Here is a 16,380-nt window from a genome sequence, read left to right as displayed (position 1 = left end):
ACTGCAGCGCAGTCTCTATGTAATCGTGTGTCATCGCTTAAGCAGAGATTAATTTAACAACAGTCGCAATGATGAAAATTGTCGCGAAAAATCCAAATGAAACAACGAATCCCACACCTGAATCAACAGCATCATTACGTTTACTTTGGACGTTCTTTTCAAATTCGTTCACTGTTACCCCTCCTATATCAATTTTAGTATAAGCGATTACTATAAAAAAATCTACATCATCTTCCTATTAATTAGCCTTGGTATGCTGAGCGAATTACGAGAGGCGGCAATTTCCAACAATGTTATAAACAATCAATAATAGTTCATTTTAAATTGGTCACAATAAATAACACTTACATTGGAGCATCGTTTCGAATTTAGGTACCTAGGCCCTGAATCGAAGCGTTCATATAGATAAAAGGGGACTAAAGTGTTTTTAGTTCCCTTATTCATTTTATATATATAAGATAACTTTTATTTTGAATTTGGTTTTTTCTTTATTACTTGCCAAAGCTGTTTTTTCACTTTACGATAAATAAAGTGAAATGAACGATTGGAGAATGAACATGATTTTTAATGTATGGAAAGATATTCAGAATAAAAAAATACAACCAGTTTATCTATTAGTTGGAGAAGAGTCATTTTTGATGCAGGAAACACTCCGTCATATCGTACAAGCTTCACTTTTGGAGGAGGAAAAGGATTTTAATTTATCTGTATATGATATGGAAGAAACACCAGTGGAAACGGCAATTGAGGATGCTGAAACGTTACCATTTATGGGAGAAAAGCGGGTTGTAATTATAAAAAATCCAGTCTTTTTAACAAGTGAAAAGAAAAAAGAAAAGCTTGAACACCGTGTTGAAAAGCTTGAACAATACATAAACTCTCCTGCTCCTTATACGATCTTTGTGTTTGTTGCACCATATGAAAAATTAGATGAGCGAAAAAAAATTACAAAATTGCTAAAAAAGCAATCTGCTGTAATTGAAATGAAATCACTTTCTGATGATGAAGCAATAAAGTGGATGCTGAACGTGGCCCAAGAACAAAGAGTGGAGTTAGACAAAGACGCAGTGGAACAATTGCTTGTGTTAACTGCTGGTGATCTAATGGCTATTCATCAAGAGCTACAAAAGCTTAGCACTTATGTTGGTGAGGGTGGAATCATTTCAGTTGAAACAGTAAATTTATTAGTGGCACGCACCTTAGAGCAAAACATTTTTGATTTAATTGAGCATGTTATTTATCGAAGAAGCAAAGAGGCCTTACAAATATTTTATGATTTATTAAAAAATAATGAAGAACCTATTAAAATTCTTTCTTTACTTGTTACACAATTTCGCTTAATTCTACAAGTGAAAGAGCTGTCAACTGTTGGTTATGGTCAACAGCAGATTGCTTCGACAGTTAAAGTTCATCCATTTAGAGTAAAACTTGCGTTACAACAGGCTCGACTATTTCAAACAGAGGAATTGGCACATATTTTAATGGAGCTTGCAGAGGCTGATTATGAAATGAAAACAGGGAAAAAAGATAAACAACTTTTACTAGAGTTGTTTTTGTTAAAATTATTTAAAAAAGATTAAAACAAAAAACGATCCTTTGTGGGATCGTTTTTTCGTATAAGAAAGGGTTGTCTAGGTTTGCTTGAAGCAAATTGACAACCGTTCTTATTATTATGCAGTTAATCCGTTAACAGCTTTCGCTAAACGAGATTTGTAGCGAGAAGCAGTGTTTTTATGAACTAAACCACTTTGTGCAGCTTTATCGATTTGCTTGTTAGCTTCAACAAGTGCAGCTTTTGCGTTATCAGCATCGTTATTTAAAACTAAAGCATCTACTCTTTTAATTGCAGTACGCATTGTAGATTTAATAGCAGAGTTATGTGCATTACGCTCATTGCTAGTTTTAACACGCTTGATTGCAGATTTAATATTTGGCATATCTTTCACCTCCTAAGAAGTTCATCGAGATCTATTTAGCTCGATCATTTCCTTTACATGAACAAAAGATATTCTATCAAACAGCCACTCATATTGCAATACTAATGTAAAGGAAAATACGTTGAAAGCATGTAATTTTTTATCTTTCGATGAAACGATCTGGATTACAAAAGAATGTTTCAACAAAATAATGGAAAAGATAAGCAGTAGGAAAGAATTTGGGAGGTATAGTTATGGGTAAATCATTAGATTTAAGTAATTATTCTGTTCGAACAGATTTAGCTGTAGAAGCAAGGGCGATGTATCTTGAGCAAAATGAAGTAGAAAATTCATCAGATATATCTGGTGTTGTTATAAAGGAATGGGACGAGGAAGGAGTTAGTATTTCTTCGTTGGATATAGATGAGGAAGGGTCAAAAATTGTTGGGAAAAAACCTGGTAAATATTTAACTTTAGAAGTACAGGGAATTAGACAGAAGGATACTGAACTACAAGAAAAAGTTATAGATGTTTTTGCAAATTTATTTAATCAATTTCTAACAGATATTAATATCCCAAAGGATGCTAGCTGTTTAGTTGTTGGATTAGGAAATTGGAATGTCACACCTGATGCACTGGGTCCATTAGCAGTTGAAAATCTATTAATCACAAGACATTTGTTCAAATTACAGCCGGAAAATGTAGAAGAAGGCTTCCGTCCTGTTAGTGCATTAGCGCCCGGTGTTATGGGATTAACGGGTATTGAAACGAGTGATATTATCTCAGGAGTTATTGAGCAATCAAAACCTGATTTTGTCATTGCGATTGATGCCTTAGCGGCTAGATCAATTGAGCGAGTAAATACAACGATTCAAATTTCAGATACAGGCATCCACCCTGGTTCTGGAGTTGGAAATAAACGAAAAGCGCTGAGCAAGGAAACGTTTGGCATTCCTGTCATTGCAATCGGTATTCCAACAGTAGTTGATGCTGTTTCAATTACAAGTGATACGATTGACTATATTTTAAAGCATTTTGGTAGAGAGTTAAATGAAGGAAATAAACCGTCTAGATCGTTAACACCAGCAGGAATGAGTTTTGGAGAACGTCGAGTACTAACAGATGATGACTTACCAAGTGATGAGCATCGTCAACAATTTTTAGGAATAGTCGGAGGGCTTGAGGAAGACGAAAAAAGGAAGCTGATTCATGAAGTTCTATCACCACTTGGGCACAATTTAATGGTCACGCCTAAAGAGGTTGATATGTTCATTGACGATATGGCAAATGTTATAGCTAGTGGGTTAAATTCTGCACTTCATCAGCAAGTTGACCAAGATAATTCAGGTGCTTATACACACTAGTTAAAATAGAGTGGTTGTTTTGATTTATCATAAGAAAAAAACAGATTGTTCTACTTTCTTATGCTTTGTCATACATTTTAGTAGACAAGCATAAGGAGGTTTTTTATGAAATGAAGCGTTCTAGTACAAGCCGCAATATGGTTGTAACCTTAAATGGGACAAGCATAAAAAAAGGAATCGTTGTTAGCTTCATTGTTTTGTTCATGACCTTTTTACTTTCGGGTATTTTGACGTCATTAAAACCTGAATATCGTTTAACCTCCTCATCAATCAATGATTTAACACGAAATATTGATAGTGAGGCTTTTCTTCAGTTATTAGGTGCTGAAAACCGCTTTTTTAGTTCTGCATTACCAGAACATGCAGAACCAATCAAGTTATCTTCTATTATGTTTAAAGTTGCTACCAGTATTAACCCTGATGACCCACGCAGCTTGCTAGGACGGGAATTACCAGGATTCTCTTTGTTTGATAGTGAAATTGTTGTGGCTGGGGATGGGACAAACTATACAAATATGCCATATGAATCTCCGCCGCCTACAGAGGTGCTGGAACAAGAAAGAGAAGCATCTATTACAAAAAATGAAGCTGTAAATTCTGGAGACGAAGAGCCAAAAGCTCCTCCTTCTCTTACAACAGGAGATAAAAAGGTCGTTTATATATATAACACTCATAACACTGAATCATATCTTCCGTTATTAGAAGGAGAAAGTGATCCTAATCGTGCTATTCACTCAAAAGCAAACGTCACAATTGTGAGTGAGTTATTAGGAAAAGCTCTCTCAGATGAGGGGATAGGATCACAAGTAGAAAAAACAGATGTACAAGCCAATTTAAAGCAAAAAGGTTGGAATTATGCAAAGTCATATACAGCCTCAAGGCCAATCGTTGAAAGTGCAATGGCTAGTAATCGTAACTTGAATTATATGATCGATATTCATCGAGATTCACAAAGAAAAGGTGTCACCACCATAAAAATTGGGGATATATCATATGCCAAACTAGCATTTGTAATTGGTGGAGATAATCCAACTGCTGACAAAAATGAAAAGTTAGCTAAAGACCTTCATGATTTATTGGAAAAGAAATACCCTGGCTTAAGTCGTGGGATTTTCGAGCAGGGAGGAAAAGGCTATAACGGAGTTTATAACCAGGATTTATCTCAAAACGCTATGCTCTTAGAATTTGGCGGGGTTGACAATAATCTAGAAGAACTTAAAAACACAGTTTCAGCTGTAGCTGATGTATTTAGCGAGTACTATTGGCAAGCAGAAAAAGTAAACGGTGATTCATCAGCTGAAAAAAAGTAAAACACATTGTGAGGGAAGTAAGATGATTAAATTCATGTTTAAATGCTTTGTTTTATGTTCTGTGCTTTTATTTGGCGTGTTAATTGGCATGCAGCAAGCAAACCAAGGCATGATCAAAATGAAAGGATACAATGATCCTGATTTACAAGGTGCATTTCAAGTTCAAAATGATTCAGGTGATGTCGCCGCGTCTATTCTTGGAAACGAAGTAACCAGTCAGGATCTTGAAAAAAAACAAGAGCAGCTTGAACAAATTGAAGCCTTTAACTTCTTCTCTCAAATCGGTAAACAGCTTGCAGGCATAGTTAGTAATGGAGTATCGACAATATTGGATATGGTAACTAACTGGTTAAATGGTTTACTAGAATAAAAAGAAAGCCGACAAACAATCGCCATGATCAACTAATGGCAATTAGTAACTGTCGGCTTTTTTACTACAACAACGGTCATCCTCCGTTTTTATCCATTGAATCTTGATTTGTCAATTGATATAATGAGAAATAGTGTATTTGTAAGCTATGTAGGAGTGAAAACATATTATGAATAGAGAAGAAAAATTAAAAAGGCAGTCGAGAATCCGGAACTTTTCGATTATTGCTCATATTGATCACGGTAAATCGACTCTAGCAGATCGTATTTTAGAAAAAACATCAGCTTTAACTCAGCGTGAAATGAAGAATCAGCTGTTAGATTCAATGGATCTTGAACGAGAACGTGGGATCACGATTAAATTGAATGCCGTTCAATTAAAATATAAAGCGAAAGATGGAGAGGAATATACTTTCCATTTAATCGATACTCCAGGACATGTCGACTTTACGTATGAGGTTTCACGAAGTCTTGCAGCATGTGAAGGAGCAATTCTTGTGGTTGATGCAGCTCAGGGAATAGAAGCTCAAACGCTTGCAAATGTATATTTAGCGCTTGATAACGATTTGGAAATCTTGCCTGTAATTAACAAAATTGACTTACCAAGTGCTGACCCAGAACGTGTTCGTCAAGAGGTTGAAGATGTAATCGGACTTGATGCATCTGAGGCAGTTTTGGCATCTGCTAAAGCTGGAATTGGGATTGAAGAAATACTAGAGCAGGTTGTAGAAAAAGTACCTGCACCACAAGGTGATCCTGAAGGACCGTTAAAAGCTCTTATCTTTGACTCCTTATATGACGCTTACCGCGGAGTTGTTGCATACATTCGTGTAGTTGAAGGAACGGTTAAAGTAGGACAAAAAATTAAAATGATGGCAACCGGTAAAGAATTTGAAGTAACTGAGGTAGGGGTATTCAATCCAAAACCCGTTCAGTTAAAAGAATTAAATGTAGGAGATGTTGGATTTTTAACAGCTGCTATTAAAAACGTTGGAGACACTCGTGTTGGTGATACAATTACCAATGCAAAAAACGGGGCAACTGAGGCGCTGCCAGGTTATCGTAAGTTAAATCCGATGGTGTTCTGTGGACTATACCCAATTGATACCGCTAAATATAATGATTTACGTGAAGCATTAGAAAAGCTTGAGCTAAATGACTCGTCTCTTCAATTTGAGCCAGAAACGTCACAAGCTCTAGGATTTGGGTTCCGTTGTGGATTTTTAGGACTACTTCATATGGAAATCATCCAAGAACGTATTGAACGTGAATTTAAAATTGATTTAATTACTACAGCTCCAAGTGTTATCTATGATGTTCATTTAACAGATGGTGAAACACTAAGAGTCGATAATCCATCTAATATGCCTGACCCGCAAAAGATTGACCGCATTGAAGAGCCTTATGTTAAAGCGGCAATAATGGTTCCGAATGATTATGTCGGTGCAGTAATGGAGCTTTGTCAGAAGAAACGTGGAAATTTCATAGATATGCAATATCTTGATGAAAATCGCGTGAACATTAATTACGAAATCCCATTATCTGAAATTGTTTATGATTTCTTTGATCAATTAAAATCGAATACAAAAGGTTATGCTTCCTTTGACTATGAATTAATTGGTTACAAAACATCAACTCTAGTTAAAATGGACATTTTATTAAATGCTGAGAAGATTGATGCATTGTCATTTATTGTTCACCGTGACTCATCGTATGAGCGTGGAAAAATAATTGTTGAAAAACTGAAAGAACTTATTCCGCGTCAACAATTCGAAGTGCCGATTCAAGCAGCGATTGGCCAAAAGATTGTGGCAAGATCAACAATCAAAGCAATGCGTAAAAACGTACTTGCGAAATGTTACGGTGGTGACATTTCACGTAAACGTAAGTTATTAGAAAAACAAAAAGAAGGTAAAAAGAGAATGAAGCAAGTTGGTTCTGTTGAAGTGCCACAAGAAGCCTTTATGGCTGTATTGCGTATGGATGAAAGCTGATTCTTTTAGATAGAATCGGATACATGCTATAATAAATTCTCTTAAGTTATATGAAAGAAAATGGATGCCGCAGCGATGTCTGCGGCTTCTTAATTAGAAGGTGAAAAAATGATTAAATCCGCATACATTCATATTCCTTTTTGCCATCATATTTGTCATTATTGTGATTTTAATAAGGTTTTTTTCAAACAACAACCTGTTGATGAATATATTGAAAGTCTTATAACAGAAATGCATTATGCTAAGGAAATTAATAAACAACAGGAGCCGCTTAAAACCATTTTTATTGGTGGTGGAACTCCTACAGCCCTATCGGCAAAACAACTTGATCGACTTCTTGAAGGTATCTCGACCGAGCTGCTGTCAACAAATGAACTTATTGAATTCGCGGTTGAAGCAAATCCTGGTGAGCTTTCTATAGAAAAATTGGAAGTGTTAAAGAATGCAGGAGTTAATCGCTTAAGTATTGGGGTTCAGAGTTTTGACGATGAGCTTCTCAATAAAATTGGACGAGTTCATCGAAAAGATGATGTTTTTCGTACAATAAAACAAGCTGAACAGGTAGGTTTTGATAATTTAAGTCTCGATTTAATGTATGCACTGCCCGGACAAACAATCGAGCAATTTAGAGAAACGCTGGAAACTGCATTTACTCTAAATGTGAAACACTTCTCAGCATATTCTTTAATCATTGAACCGAAAACAGTGTTTTATAATTTAATGCAAAAAGGAAAATTAACACTGCCACCTCAAGAGCATGAGGCGCAAATGTATGAATTGGCAATGGAAGAAATGGAGAAGCATGGCTTTAAGCAATATGAAATAAGTAATTACAGCATTCCAGGATATGAAAGTCAACATAATCTAACATATTGGAACAACGAGTATTACTATGGATTTGGTGCAGGTGCACATGGATATGTTAATGGGCTAAGAACATCTAATGTTGGTCCAATCAGAAAGTATATGGAGAACATTGATGAATCCGGGACAGCTTTTTCTGCACAAACAAAAGTGAGCAAAGAAGAAGAAATGGAAGAGCAAATGTTTCTTGGGTTACGAAAAGTAAAAGGTGTTAACAAGGAAACTTTTCATAAAAGATTTTCAGTTAAATTGGAAGAGAAATTTGGTAGTCAAATCCAAAAACTTGTTAAACAAGGATTACTGGTAGATGACGATGAATCCCTTTTTCTTACTCATAAAGGGAAGCTATTAGGCAATGAAGTTTTCCAAGAATTTTTAATTTCATAAAAACCAGACTTTATTTAAAAATTGTGAGCTTTTCATTGATAAATCAAGTATTTTATAATTGACAATTTATTTTGGTTTTGATAACTTTTTATATATATTTAGCACTCGCGTTATAAGAGTGCTAACAGAGGTGATGAATAGTGCTTACAGATCGCCAATTGTTGGTTCTTCAAGTCATCATTGATGATTTTATTCATTCAGCTCAGCCTGTTGGTTCTCGATCACTAGCGAAAAAAGACGAAATTACGTTTAGCTCGGCTACTATTAGGAACGATATGGCTGACTTAGAGGACCTGGGATTTATTGAGAAAACACATAGTTCCTCAGGACGTGTTCCTTCTGAGAGGGGATATCGCTATTATGTGGACCATTTACTTTCTCCACAGAGATTAACAAAAACAGAAGTAACTCAAATTAAATCTATTTATGCTGAGAAAATTTTTGAACTAGAAAAGGTAGTTCAAAAATCAGCACAAATTTTGTCGGAAATGACAAATTATACATCGATTGTACTAGGGCCGAAAGTGAATGAAAATCGATTAAAACGAATCCAAATCGTGCCAATTAGTAAGGAAACTGCAGTTGCCATCATTGTCACAAATACTGGACATGTTGAAAATCGTACGATTACTTTCCCAGATTCACTAGAGCCAAGTGATATTGAAAAAATGGTGAACATTCTTAACGAAAGATTAGTAGGTGTTCCACTGGTTGATCTCCAGAATAAAATCTTTAAAGAAGTTGTTACTGTCTTAAAGAATCATATTGAGAACTATGACATGCTATTAAAGATCATGGCTGGTTCATTAAAGCTAGAGTCAAATGAGAAAATTTATTTTGGTGGTAAAACAAATATGCTCAGTCAACCAGAGTTTTCAGATATTGGGAGAATTAGGTCACTTTTAACAATGATTGAGCAAGAAAAAGAGTTGTATGGACTACTAAAAGCAAATTCTGCAGGCATTTCAATAAAAATTGGTAAGGAAAATGACCTTTCAGCAATGGAAAACTGCAGTCTTATTACCGCCACCTATTCATTAGGAGACAATCAGTTAGGTACAATAGCTGTGCTTGGTCCTACTCGAATGGAATATTCCCGTGTTGTAAGTTTATTAACAAGAATGACACGTGACCTGTCTAAAACTCTTACCGACTTGTATCATGGTTCTTAAGCTTGGTTATATTGATAAGGATGGAATAAGCGCTATTCCATCCGATTCCCATGCTTATAAATACTAGATATATATATCTTTCTTTAAGGGAGGTGAAAGATCGTGTCAAATGAAAAAAACGTTGCAGAACAAGAAGAAACAGTAGATACAATTGAAAACGTCGAATCAGATGCTGAAATAGTAGATGCAGATGATGTTCAAGTAGAAGAAGCTGAAGTAGTTGATGAGTCAGCTGCTAAAATTGCTGCCTTACAAGCACAGCTTGATGAAACAGAAAACAAAATGCTTCGAGCTCAAGCAGACTTTGACAACTTTAGAAGACGTGCTCGCTTAGATCAAGAGGCTGCTCAAAAGTATCGTGCACAAAGCTTAGTTTCTGAAATTTTACCTGCTCTTGATAACTTTGAAAGAGCGTTACAAATAGAAGCAAGCAATGATCAAACCAAATCATTGCTACAAGGAATGAACATGGTGTACAACCAATTAGTTCAAGCCCTGCAAAACGAAGGTGTAGAAACAATCAAATCAGTTGGTGAACAATTTGATCCACATCTACATCAAGCAGTGATGCAAGTTGAGGATGAAAACTATGATTCTAATTCTGTCATTGAAGAACTGCAAAAAGGATATAAATTGAAGGATCGAGTGATTCGACCTGCAATGGTTAAAGTAAATCAATAATTATCATAACTTACATATTAGGAGGTTCTATCTATGAGTAAAATTATCGGTATCGACTTAGGTACAACAAACTCATGTGTCGCAGTTTTAGAAGGCGGAGAACCGAAAGTGATCCCAAATCCAGAAGGTAACCGTACAACTCCTTCTGTAGTTGCTTTCAAAAACGGCGAACGTCAAGTTGGGGAGGTAGCAAAGCGTCAAGCTATCACAAACCCTAATACAATTATCTCAATCAAACGTCATATGGGTACTGACTATAAAGTTGAAGTTGAAGGTAAAAACTATACACCACAAGAAATGTCAGCCATTATTCTTCAACATTTAAAATCTTATGCAGAAGAATATTTAGGTGAGCCAGTAACAAAAGCAGTTATTACAGTTCCAGCTTACTTTAATGATGCTGAGCGTCAAGCGACAAAAGATGCTGGTAAAATTGCAGGTTTAGAAGTTGAACGTATCATCAACGAACCTACTGCTGCAGCTTTAGCATATGGTTTAGACAAAACAGACGAAGACCAAACAATCCTAGTTTATGACTTAGGTGGCGGTACGTTTGACGTATCTGTACTTGAACTAGGTGATGGTGTATTTGAAGTACGTTCTACTGCTGGGGACAACCGTCTAGGTGGAGACGACTTTGACCAAGTAATTATCGATTACTTAGTTGCAGAATTTAAAAAAGAAAACGGCATTGACCTTTCAAAAGATAAAATGGCCCTGCAACGTCTAAAAGATGCAGCTGAAAAAGCGAAAAAAGATCTTTCAGGTGTTACTTCAACTCAAATCTCATTACCGTTTATCACGGCTGGAGAAGCTGGACCACTTCACTTAGAAGTAAGCCTTTCTCGTGCTAAATTTGACGAGTTATCTTCAGATTTAGTTGAAAGAACAATGGGACCTGTCCGCCAAGCATTAAGCGATGCTGATCTTTCAGCTAGTGAAATTGATAAAGTTATTCTTGTTGGGGGATCTACTCGTATTCCTGCTGTACAAGAAGCAATTAAAAAAGCATTAGGAAAAGAGCCTCATAAAGGCGTAAACCCTGATGAAGTTGTAGCACTTGGTGCTTCAATTCAAGGTGGAGTTATCACTGGAGACGTAAAAGACGTTGTATTACTTGACGTTACTCCGCTTTCACTTGGTATTGAAACAATGGGTGGGGTATTTACGAAGCTTATTGAACGTAATACAACAATCCCAACAAGTAAATCACAAGTGTTCTCAACCGCAGCTGATAACCAAACAGCAGTAGACATTCACGTGCTACAAGGTGAGCGTCCAATGTCAGCTGATAACAAAACATTAGGTCGCTTCCAATTAACAGATATTCCACCAGCACCACGTGGAGTACCTCAAATTGAGGTATCATTTGATATCGACAAAAATGGTATCGTAAATGTTCGTGCAAAAGATTTAGGTACAAACAAAGAACAAGCGATCACAATTAAATCAAACACTGGTTTATCTGATGATGAAATCGACCGTATGGTTAAAGAAGCTGAAGAAAACGCAGATGCAGACAAAGCTCGTAAAGAAGAAGTTGAACTACGTAACGAAGCAGATCAATTAGTGTTCCAAACAGAAAAAACATTAAAAGATCTTGAAGGTAAGGTAGACGAAGCTGAAGTTGCGAAAGCGAATGAAGCAAAAGATGCTTTAAAAGCAGCGATTGAGAAAAACGAATTAGAAGAAATTAAAGTGAAAAAAGAAGCTCTTCAAACAATTGTACAAGAGCTTTCTATGAAACTATATGAGCAAGCACAACAAGCTCAGGCACAACAAGGTGGAGAAGCTGGTAATAAAGCAGCTGACGATGTTGTTGACGCAGAGTTTGAAGAAGTAAATGATGACGACAAAAAATAAGTCATATTAAGGTGAAAAGTCAAAGTCAGGGTAGGTCTTGACTTTGGCTTTTTTTGTAAAAGTGAGAGGCTTGTGATAAGCAGTAACAATATGTTGCTTTTCTTCTCTTTTGAGTGATACAATTTACCTTATGTGAGAAAATCGGGAGTGAGAAATTATGAGCAAGCGTGATTACTATGAGGTGCTCGGGTTAAGTAAGAACGCAGGTAAGGATGAGATAAAAAAGGCTTATCGTAAGCTTTCAAAGAAATATCATCCAGACATCAACAAAGAAGCAGATGCAGACGAAAAATTCAAAGAAATTACAGAGGCCTATGAAACATTAAGTGATGATCAAAAGAAAGCTCATTATGATCAATTTGGACATACTGATCCAAATCAAGGCTTTGGTGGCGGTGCTGGTTTCGGTGGTGATGGTTTTGGCTTTGAGGATATTTTTAGCTCAATCTTTGGCGGTGGCACAAGAAGAAGAGATCCGAATGCCCCAAGACAAGGTGCTGACTTACAATATACTATGACGCTGGATTTTGAAGAAGCTGTTTTTGGTAAAGAAACAACAATTGAAATCCCACGTGAAGAAACGTGTGAAACATGTGATGGCTCGGGCGCTCAAAAGGGGACTTCTCCTGAGACATGTTCGCATTGTGGCGGTAGCGGCCAACAAAGTGTTGAACAAAATACACCGTTTGGTCGTATTGTAAATAGACGAGTTTGTCACTACTGTGAAGGAACAGGTAAAATCATTAAGCATAAATGTGGAACTTGTCGTGGAACAGGTAAAGTGAAAAAACGCAAAAAAATCCAAGTGAAAATTCCTGCAGGTGTTGATGATGGTCAACAACTACGTGTATCAGCACAAGGAGAGCCAGGAGTAAATGGTGGACCTCCAGGAGATCTATATGTTGTTTTCCATGTGAGAGAACATGAATTTTTTGAAAGAGATGGTGATGACATTTATTGTGAAATGCCATTAACTTTCGCTCAAGCTGCACTTGGAGATGAAATTGAGATTCCAACATTACACGGGAAGGTAAAACTTAAAGTACCTTCTGGAACTCAAACAGGAAAAAAATTCCGCTTATCTGGTAAGGGAGTACCAAATGTAAGAGGCTATGGTCAAGGTGATCAATATGTTATTTTACGTGTGTTAACTCCTACAAACTTAACGGAAAAACAAAAGGATTTGTTAAGAGAATTTGCTGAAATCAGTGGGGCAAAGCCCGATGAACATGAAGAAAGCTTTTTTGATAAAGTAAAACGAGCGTTCAAAGGTGATTAATATTTAAAGGTTAAGGATTGGAGTTGGTAGGTATGAAATGGTCTGAATTAAGCATCCATACAACACAAGAAGCGGTGGAACCCATTTCAAATATTTTACATGAAGCTGGAGCAAGTGGGGTGGTCATTGAGGATTTAGCTGACTTAATGAAGGAACGGAGTACATCCCTCGGCGAAATCTACCAACTAGATCCAACCGATTATCCAGAAGAAGGTGTTGTTGTAAAGGCTTATCTGCCTGTTAATAGTTTTCTTGGCGAAACAGTTGAGGGCATAAAGGCTGCTATTAATAATTTATTGGTATATGATATCGATCTCGGAAGAAATCATATTACAATAAGTGAAGTGAATGAAGAAGAATGGGCAACAGCCTGGAAAAAATATTACCACCCTGTTAAAATTTCTGAAAAGTTTACGATTGTTCCAACTTGGGAAATCTATGAACCTGTGAGCTCAGATGAATTAATCATAGAACTAGATCCAGGGATGGCTTTTGGAACAGGAACACATCCTACCACTGTATTATGTATACAAGCATTAGAACGTACTGTACAAAAGGATGATACAGTTATTGACGTAGGAACAGGTTCTGGTGTTCTAAGTATTGCTGCAGGTTTACTCGGTGCAAAAAGTATTGATGCATACGATTTAGATCAAGTAGCAGTTGATAGTGCCCGTTTAAATTGTAAGATTAACAAAGTACAAAACATTGTCAATGTTTCTCAAAAAAATCTTCTAGACGATGTTGAAGGACCAGTTGATTTAATTGTATCCAATATTCTTGCGGAAATTATTGTTCGCTTTATTGATAAAGCATATGAAGTACTCAAACAAGACGGAACTTTTATTACATCAGGTATTATTCAAAATAAAAAGTATGAAGTAAAAGAAGCGCTGCAAAATGCTGGTTTTATTATTGAAGAAACTATGGTCATGGAAGATTGGGTTGCGTTTATCGCGAAAAAGAAGTAAAGAAAGAGGGAATCCCTTTGCAACGATATTTTATAGAAGCAGCTAAAGAAAATATTGAGGGAGATATCTTTATTACAGGTGACGACGTACACCATATTTCACGTGTTTTGCGTATGCAATCAGGTAATATGGTTGTCTGCTGTACGAAGGATGGCTTTGAAGCACTTTGTGAAATTGTTGAAATTACCAATGACCAAGTGAGTTGTTCTGTATTAGAATGGATGACAGTGAATCATGAATTACCAGTTTCTATTTCCATTGCGAGCGGGTTGCCTAAAGGGGATAAGCTTGAATGGATTATTCAAAAGGGCACCGAATTAGGTGCTTCTTCATTTATCCCTTTTAATGCTGCTCGTTCAATTGTAAAGCTTGAGACTAAAAAGGTCGGTAAGAAGCTTGAGCGTTGGTCCAAAATCGCAAAGGAAGCATCAGAGCAATCATATCGTAATACAATTCCATCAATCTGTGAACCATGTGATTTTCATGAACTGATTTCTATAGCAAAAAATTTCGATGTGAAAATTGTTGCTTATGAAGAATCCGCTAAACAGGGAGAAAAGAAAAACTTGGTTAAAGCATTAGACGAACTTCAGGTTGGTGGTTCCCTGCTGGCTGTGTTTGGACCTGAAGGTGGATTAACAGAAAAAGAGGTTGCAAAACTCGAGCAAGAAGGTTTTATTATTTGTAGTTTTGGCCCAAGAATATTAAGAACTGAGACAGCACCGTTGTATTTATTATCTGCTGTTTCTTATAATTTCGAACTATCGAGGTGAAGATCATGCCTACAGTTGCATTTCATACATTAGGTTGTAAAGTAAATCATTATGAAACAGAAGCGATATGGCAGCTCTTTAAAGAAGCTGGCTATGAACGCACTGACTATGAACGTGTTGCGGACGTGTATGTTATTAATACATGTACAGTTACCAACACTGGTGATAAAAAAAGTCGTCAAGTTATTCGTCGTGCCATTCGAAAAAATCCGGATGGTGTTATTTGTGTAACAGGTTGTTATGCGCAAACTTCTCCGGCAGAAATCATGGCGATTCCGGGTGTTGATATTGTTGTTGGAACTCAAGATCGTGTAAAAATGTTAGAGTATATTGAGCAATACAAAGAAGAAAGAAAACCAATTAACAGCGTTAGAAACATTATGAAAACGCGTGTTTATGAAGAACTTGATGTTCCTTCATTCACAGACCGTACAAGAGCTTCATTAAAAATTCAAGAAGGCTGCAATAATTTCTGTACTTTTTGTATTATTCCTTGGGCTCGTGGTTTAATGCGTTCTCGTGACCCTAAAGAGGTAGTTGCGCAAGCTCAACAGCTCGTAGATGCGGGTTATAAAGAAATCGTTCTAACAGGTATTCACACAGGTGGATATGGTGAGGACTTAAAGGACTATAACTTAGCTATGCTTTTAAAAGATTTAGATGAGCAAGTGGAAGGCTTAAAGCGTATCCGTATCTCTTCAATTGAAGCAAGTCAAATTTCTGACGAAGTAATTGAAGTGCTTCAAAACTCAGATAAAGTGGTTCGTCATCTGCACATTCCAATTCAATCAGGCTCAGATACTGTTTTGAAACGTATGCGTAGAAAGTATACGATGGAATTTTTTGCAGAGCGTATTGAGCGTTTAAAAGAAGCATTACCTGGCTTAGCGATTACATCTGACGTTATCGTTGGTTTCCCAGGTGAAACGGAAGAAGAGTTCATGGAAACGTATAATTTTATTAAAAAACATAAGTTTTCAGAGCTACATGTGTTCCCTTATTCTAAACGAACAGGTACGCCTGCTGCACGTATGGAAGATCAAGTGGATGAGGATGTAAAAAACGAACGTGTTCATCGCCTAATTGAACTTTCAAATCAATTAGCAAAAGAATATGCATCACAATTCGAGAATGAAGTATTAGAAGTAATTCCTGAAGAAAGATACAAAGAAGAAACAAACGAAAACTTGTATGTTGGATATACAGACAATTATCTAAAAGTTGTTTTCCCAGCAAATGAGGAAATGGTCGGAAAAATCGTGAAGGTGAAAATCACAAAAGCCGGCTACCCATACAATGAGGGTCAGTTTGTAAGAGTGATGGAAGAGACTGTTAAGGTAGAAGAAGAAGTTCGTTTAAGTTCATGATAAGAGACTTTAGGTTAGGCGCGGATTCTTAGGGATTCGCGCCTAATTTTTTTTGAGTTTATTTGGGTCT

The 16,380-nt window shown here is 36.5% G+C and carries 15 protein-coding genes; 13 read left to right on the top strand and 2 right to left on the bottom strand.

Annotated elements, in window-relative coordinates:
* Nucleotides 1-37: 37 nt before the first annotated feature.
* The gene (locus COD11_RS13985; RefSeq protein WP_098797514.1) at nt 38-172 is read right to left on the bottom strand and encodes a YqzM family protein; all 135 of its coding nucleotides are present in this window, start codon (nt 170-172) and stop codon (nt 38-40) included.
* A 385-nt stretch (nt 173-557) separates the two neighbouring features.
* Here COD11_RS13985 and holA point away from each other — a divergent pair, with 385 nt between their 5' ends.
* Complete coding sequence (gene holA / locus COD11_RS13980; protein ID WP_098797513.1) at nt 558-1,580, top strand: DNA polymerase III subunit delta; 1,023 nt, start codon at nt 558-560, stop codon at nt 1,578-1,580.
* Nucleotides 1,581-1,670: 90 nt separating this feature from the next.
* Here the strand turns inward: holA and rpsT are convergent, their stop codons facing one another.
* On the bottom strand, nt 1,671-1,937 hold the full coding sequence (rpsT, locus tag COD11_RS13975; protein WP_098797512.1) for a 30S ribosomal protein S20: 267 nt from the start codon (nt 1,935-1,937) through the stop codon (nt 1,671-1,673).
* A gap of 233 nt (nt 1,938-2,170) precedes the next feature.
* On the opposite strand from rpsT, the gene gpr reads away from it, so the two are divergent.
* The 12 genes from gpr to mtaB all read left to right on the top strand — a co-directional run bounded on the left by gpr (nt 2,171) and on the right by mtaB (nt 16,310).
* Nucleotides 2,171-3,280, top strand: a complete 1,110-nt coding sequence (gpr, locus tag COD11_RS13970; RefSeq protein WP_098797511.1) for a GPR endopeptidase — start codon at nt 2,171-2,173, stop codon at nt 3,278-3,280.
* A 110-nt stretch (nt 3,281-3,390) separates the two neighbouring features.
* On the top strand, nt 3,391-4,590 hold the full coding sequence (spoIIP, locus tag COD11_RS13965) for a stage II sporulation protein P (RefSeq protein ID WP_098797510.1): 1,200 nt from the start codon (nt 3,391-3,393) through the stop codon (nt 4,588-4,590).
* Nucleotides 4,591-4,612: 22 nt separating this feature from the next.
* Entirely contained in the window at nt 4,613-4,960 is a 348-nt protein-coding gene (locus COD11_RS13960; protein WP_098797509.1) for a YqxA family protein, read from the top strand.
* Nucleotides 4,961-5,129: 169 nt separating this feature from the next.
* The gene (gene lepA / locus COD11_RS13955; RefSeq protein ID WP_098797508.1) at nt 5,130-6,953 is read left to right on the top strand and encodes a translation elongation factor 4; all 1,824 of its coding nucleotides are present in this window, start codon (nt 5,130-5,132) and stop codon (nt 6,951-6,953) included.
* 108 nt (nt 6,954-7,061) lie between these two features.
* Nucleotides 7,062-8,204 carry a radical SAM family heme chaperone HemW gene (gene hemW, locus COD11_RS13950; RefSeq protein ID WP_098797507.1) on the top strand — a complete coding sequence of 381 codons (1,143 nt, stop codon included), beginning with the start codon at nt 7,062-7,064 and terminating at the stop codon, nt 8,202-8,204.
* 140 nt (nt 8,205-8,344) lie between these two features.
* Entirely contained in the window at nt 8,345-9,376 is a 1,032-nt protein-coding gene (hrcA, locus tag COD11_RS13945; RefSeq protein WP_098797506.1) for a heat-inducible transcriptional repressor HrcA, read from the top strand.
* A 102-nt stretch (nt 9,377-9,478) separates the two neighbouring features.
* Nucleotides 9,479-10,057 carry a nucleotide exchange factor GrpE gene (grpE, locus tag COD11_RS13940; RefSeq protein ID WP_098797505.1) on the top strand — a complete coding sequence of 193 codons (579 nt, stop codon included), beginning with the start codon at nt 9,479-9,481 and terminating at the stop codon, nt 10,055-10,057.
* Nucleotides 10,058-10,090: 33 nt separating this feature from the next.
* Nucleotides 10,091-11,920, top strand: a complete 1,830-nt coding sequence (dnaK, locus tag COD11_RS13935) for a molecular chaperone DnaK (protein WP_098797504.1) — start codon at nt 10,091-10,093, stop codon at nt 11,918-11,920.
* Nucleotides 11,921-12,077: 157 nt separating this feature from the next.
* Nucleotides 12,078-13,199, top strand: a complete 1,122-nt coding sequence (dnaJ, locus tag COD11_RS13930) for a molecular chaperone DnaJ (RefSeq protein ID WP_098797503.1) — start codon at nt 12,078-12,080, stop codon at nt 13,197-13,199.
* Nucleotides 13,200-13,231: 32 nt separating this feature from the next.
* Nucleotides 13,232-14,170, top strand: a complete 939-nt coding sequence (gene prmA / locus COD11_RS13925; protein ID WP_098797502.1) for a 50S ribosomal protein L11 methyltransferase — start codon at nt 13,232-13,234, stop codon at nt 14,168-14,170.
* Between the two features lie 17 nt (nt 14,171-14,187).
* Nucleotides 14,188-14,943 carry a 16S rRNA (uracil(1498)-N(3))-methyltransferase gene (locus COD11_RS13920; protein WP_098797501.1) on the top strand — a complete coding sequence of 252 codons (756 nt, stop codon included), beginning with the start codon at nt 14,188-14,190 and terminating at the stop codon, nt 14,941-14,943.
* A 5-nt stretch (nt 14,944-14,948) separates the two neighbouring features.
* Nucleotides 14,949-16,310 (top strand): tRNA (N(6)-L-threonylcarbamoyladenosine(37)-C(2))-methylthiotransferase MtaB, encoded by a 1,362-nt coding sequence (mtaB, locus tag COD11_RS13915; RefSeq protein WP_098797500.1) that lies wholly within the window; start codon nt 14,949-14,951, stop codon nt 16,308-16,310.
* Nucleotides 16,311-16,380 lie beyond the last annotated feature (70 nt).

The sequence above is a fragment of the Bacillus sp. AFS040349 genome (assembly GCF_002577655.1).
Classification (GTDB): domain Bacteria; phylum Bacillota; class Bacilli; order Bacillales; family Bacillaceae; genus Metabacillus.
This window is presented reverse-complemented; position numbering and strand designations above follow the sequence as displayed.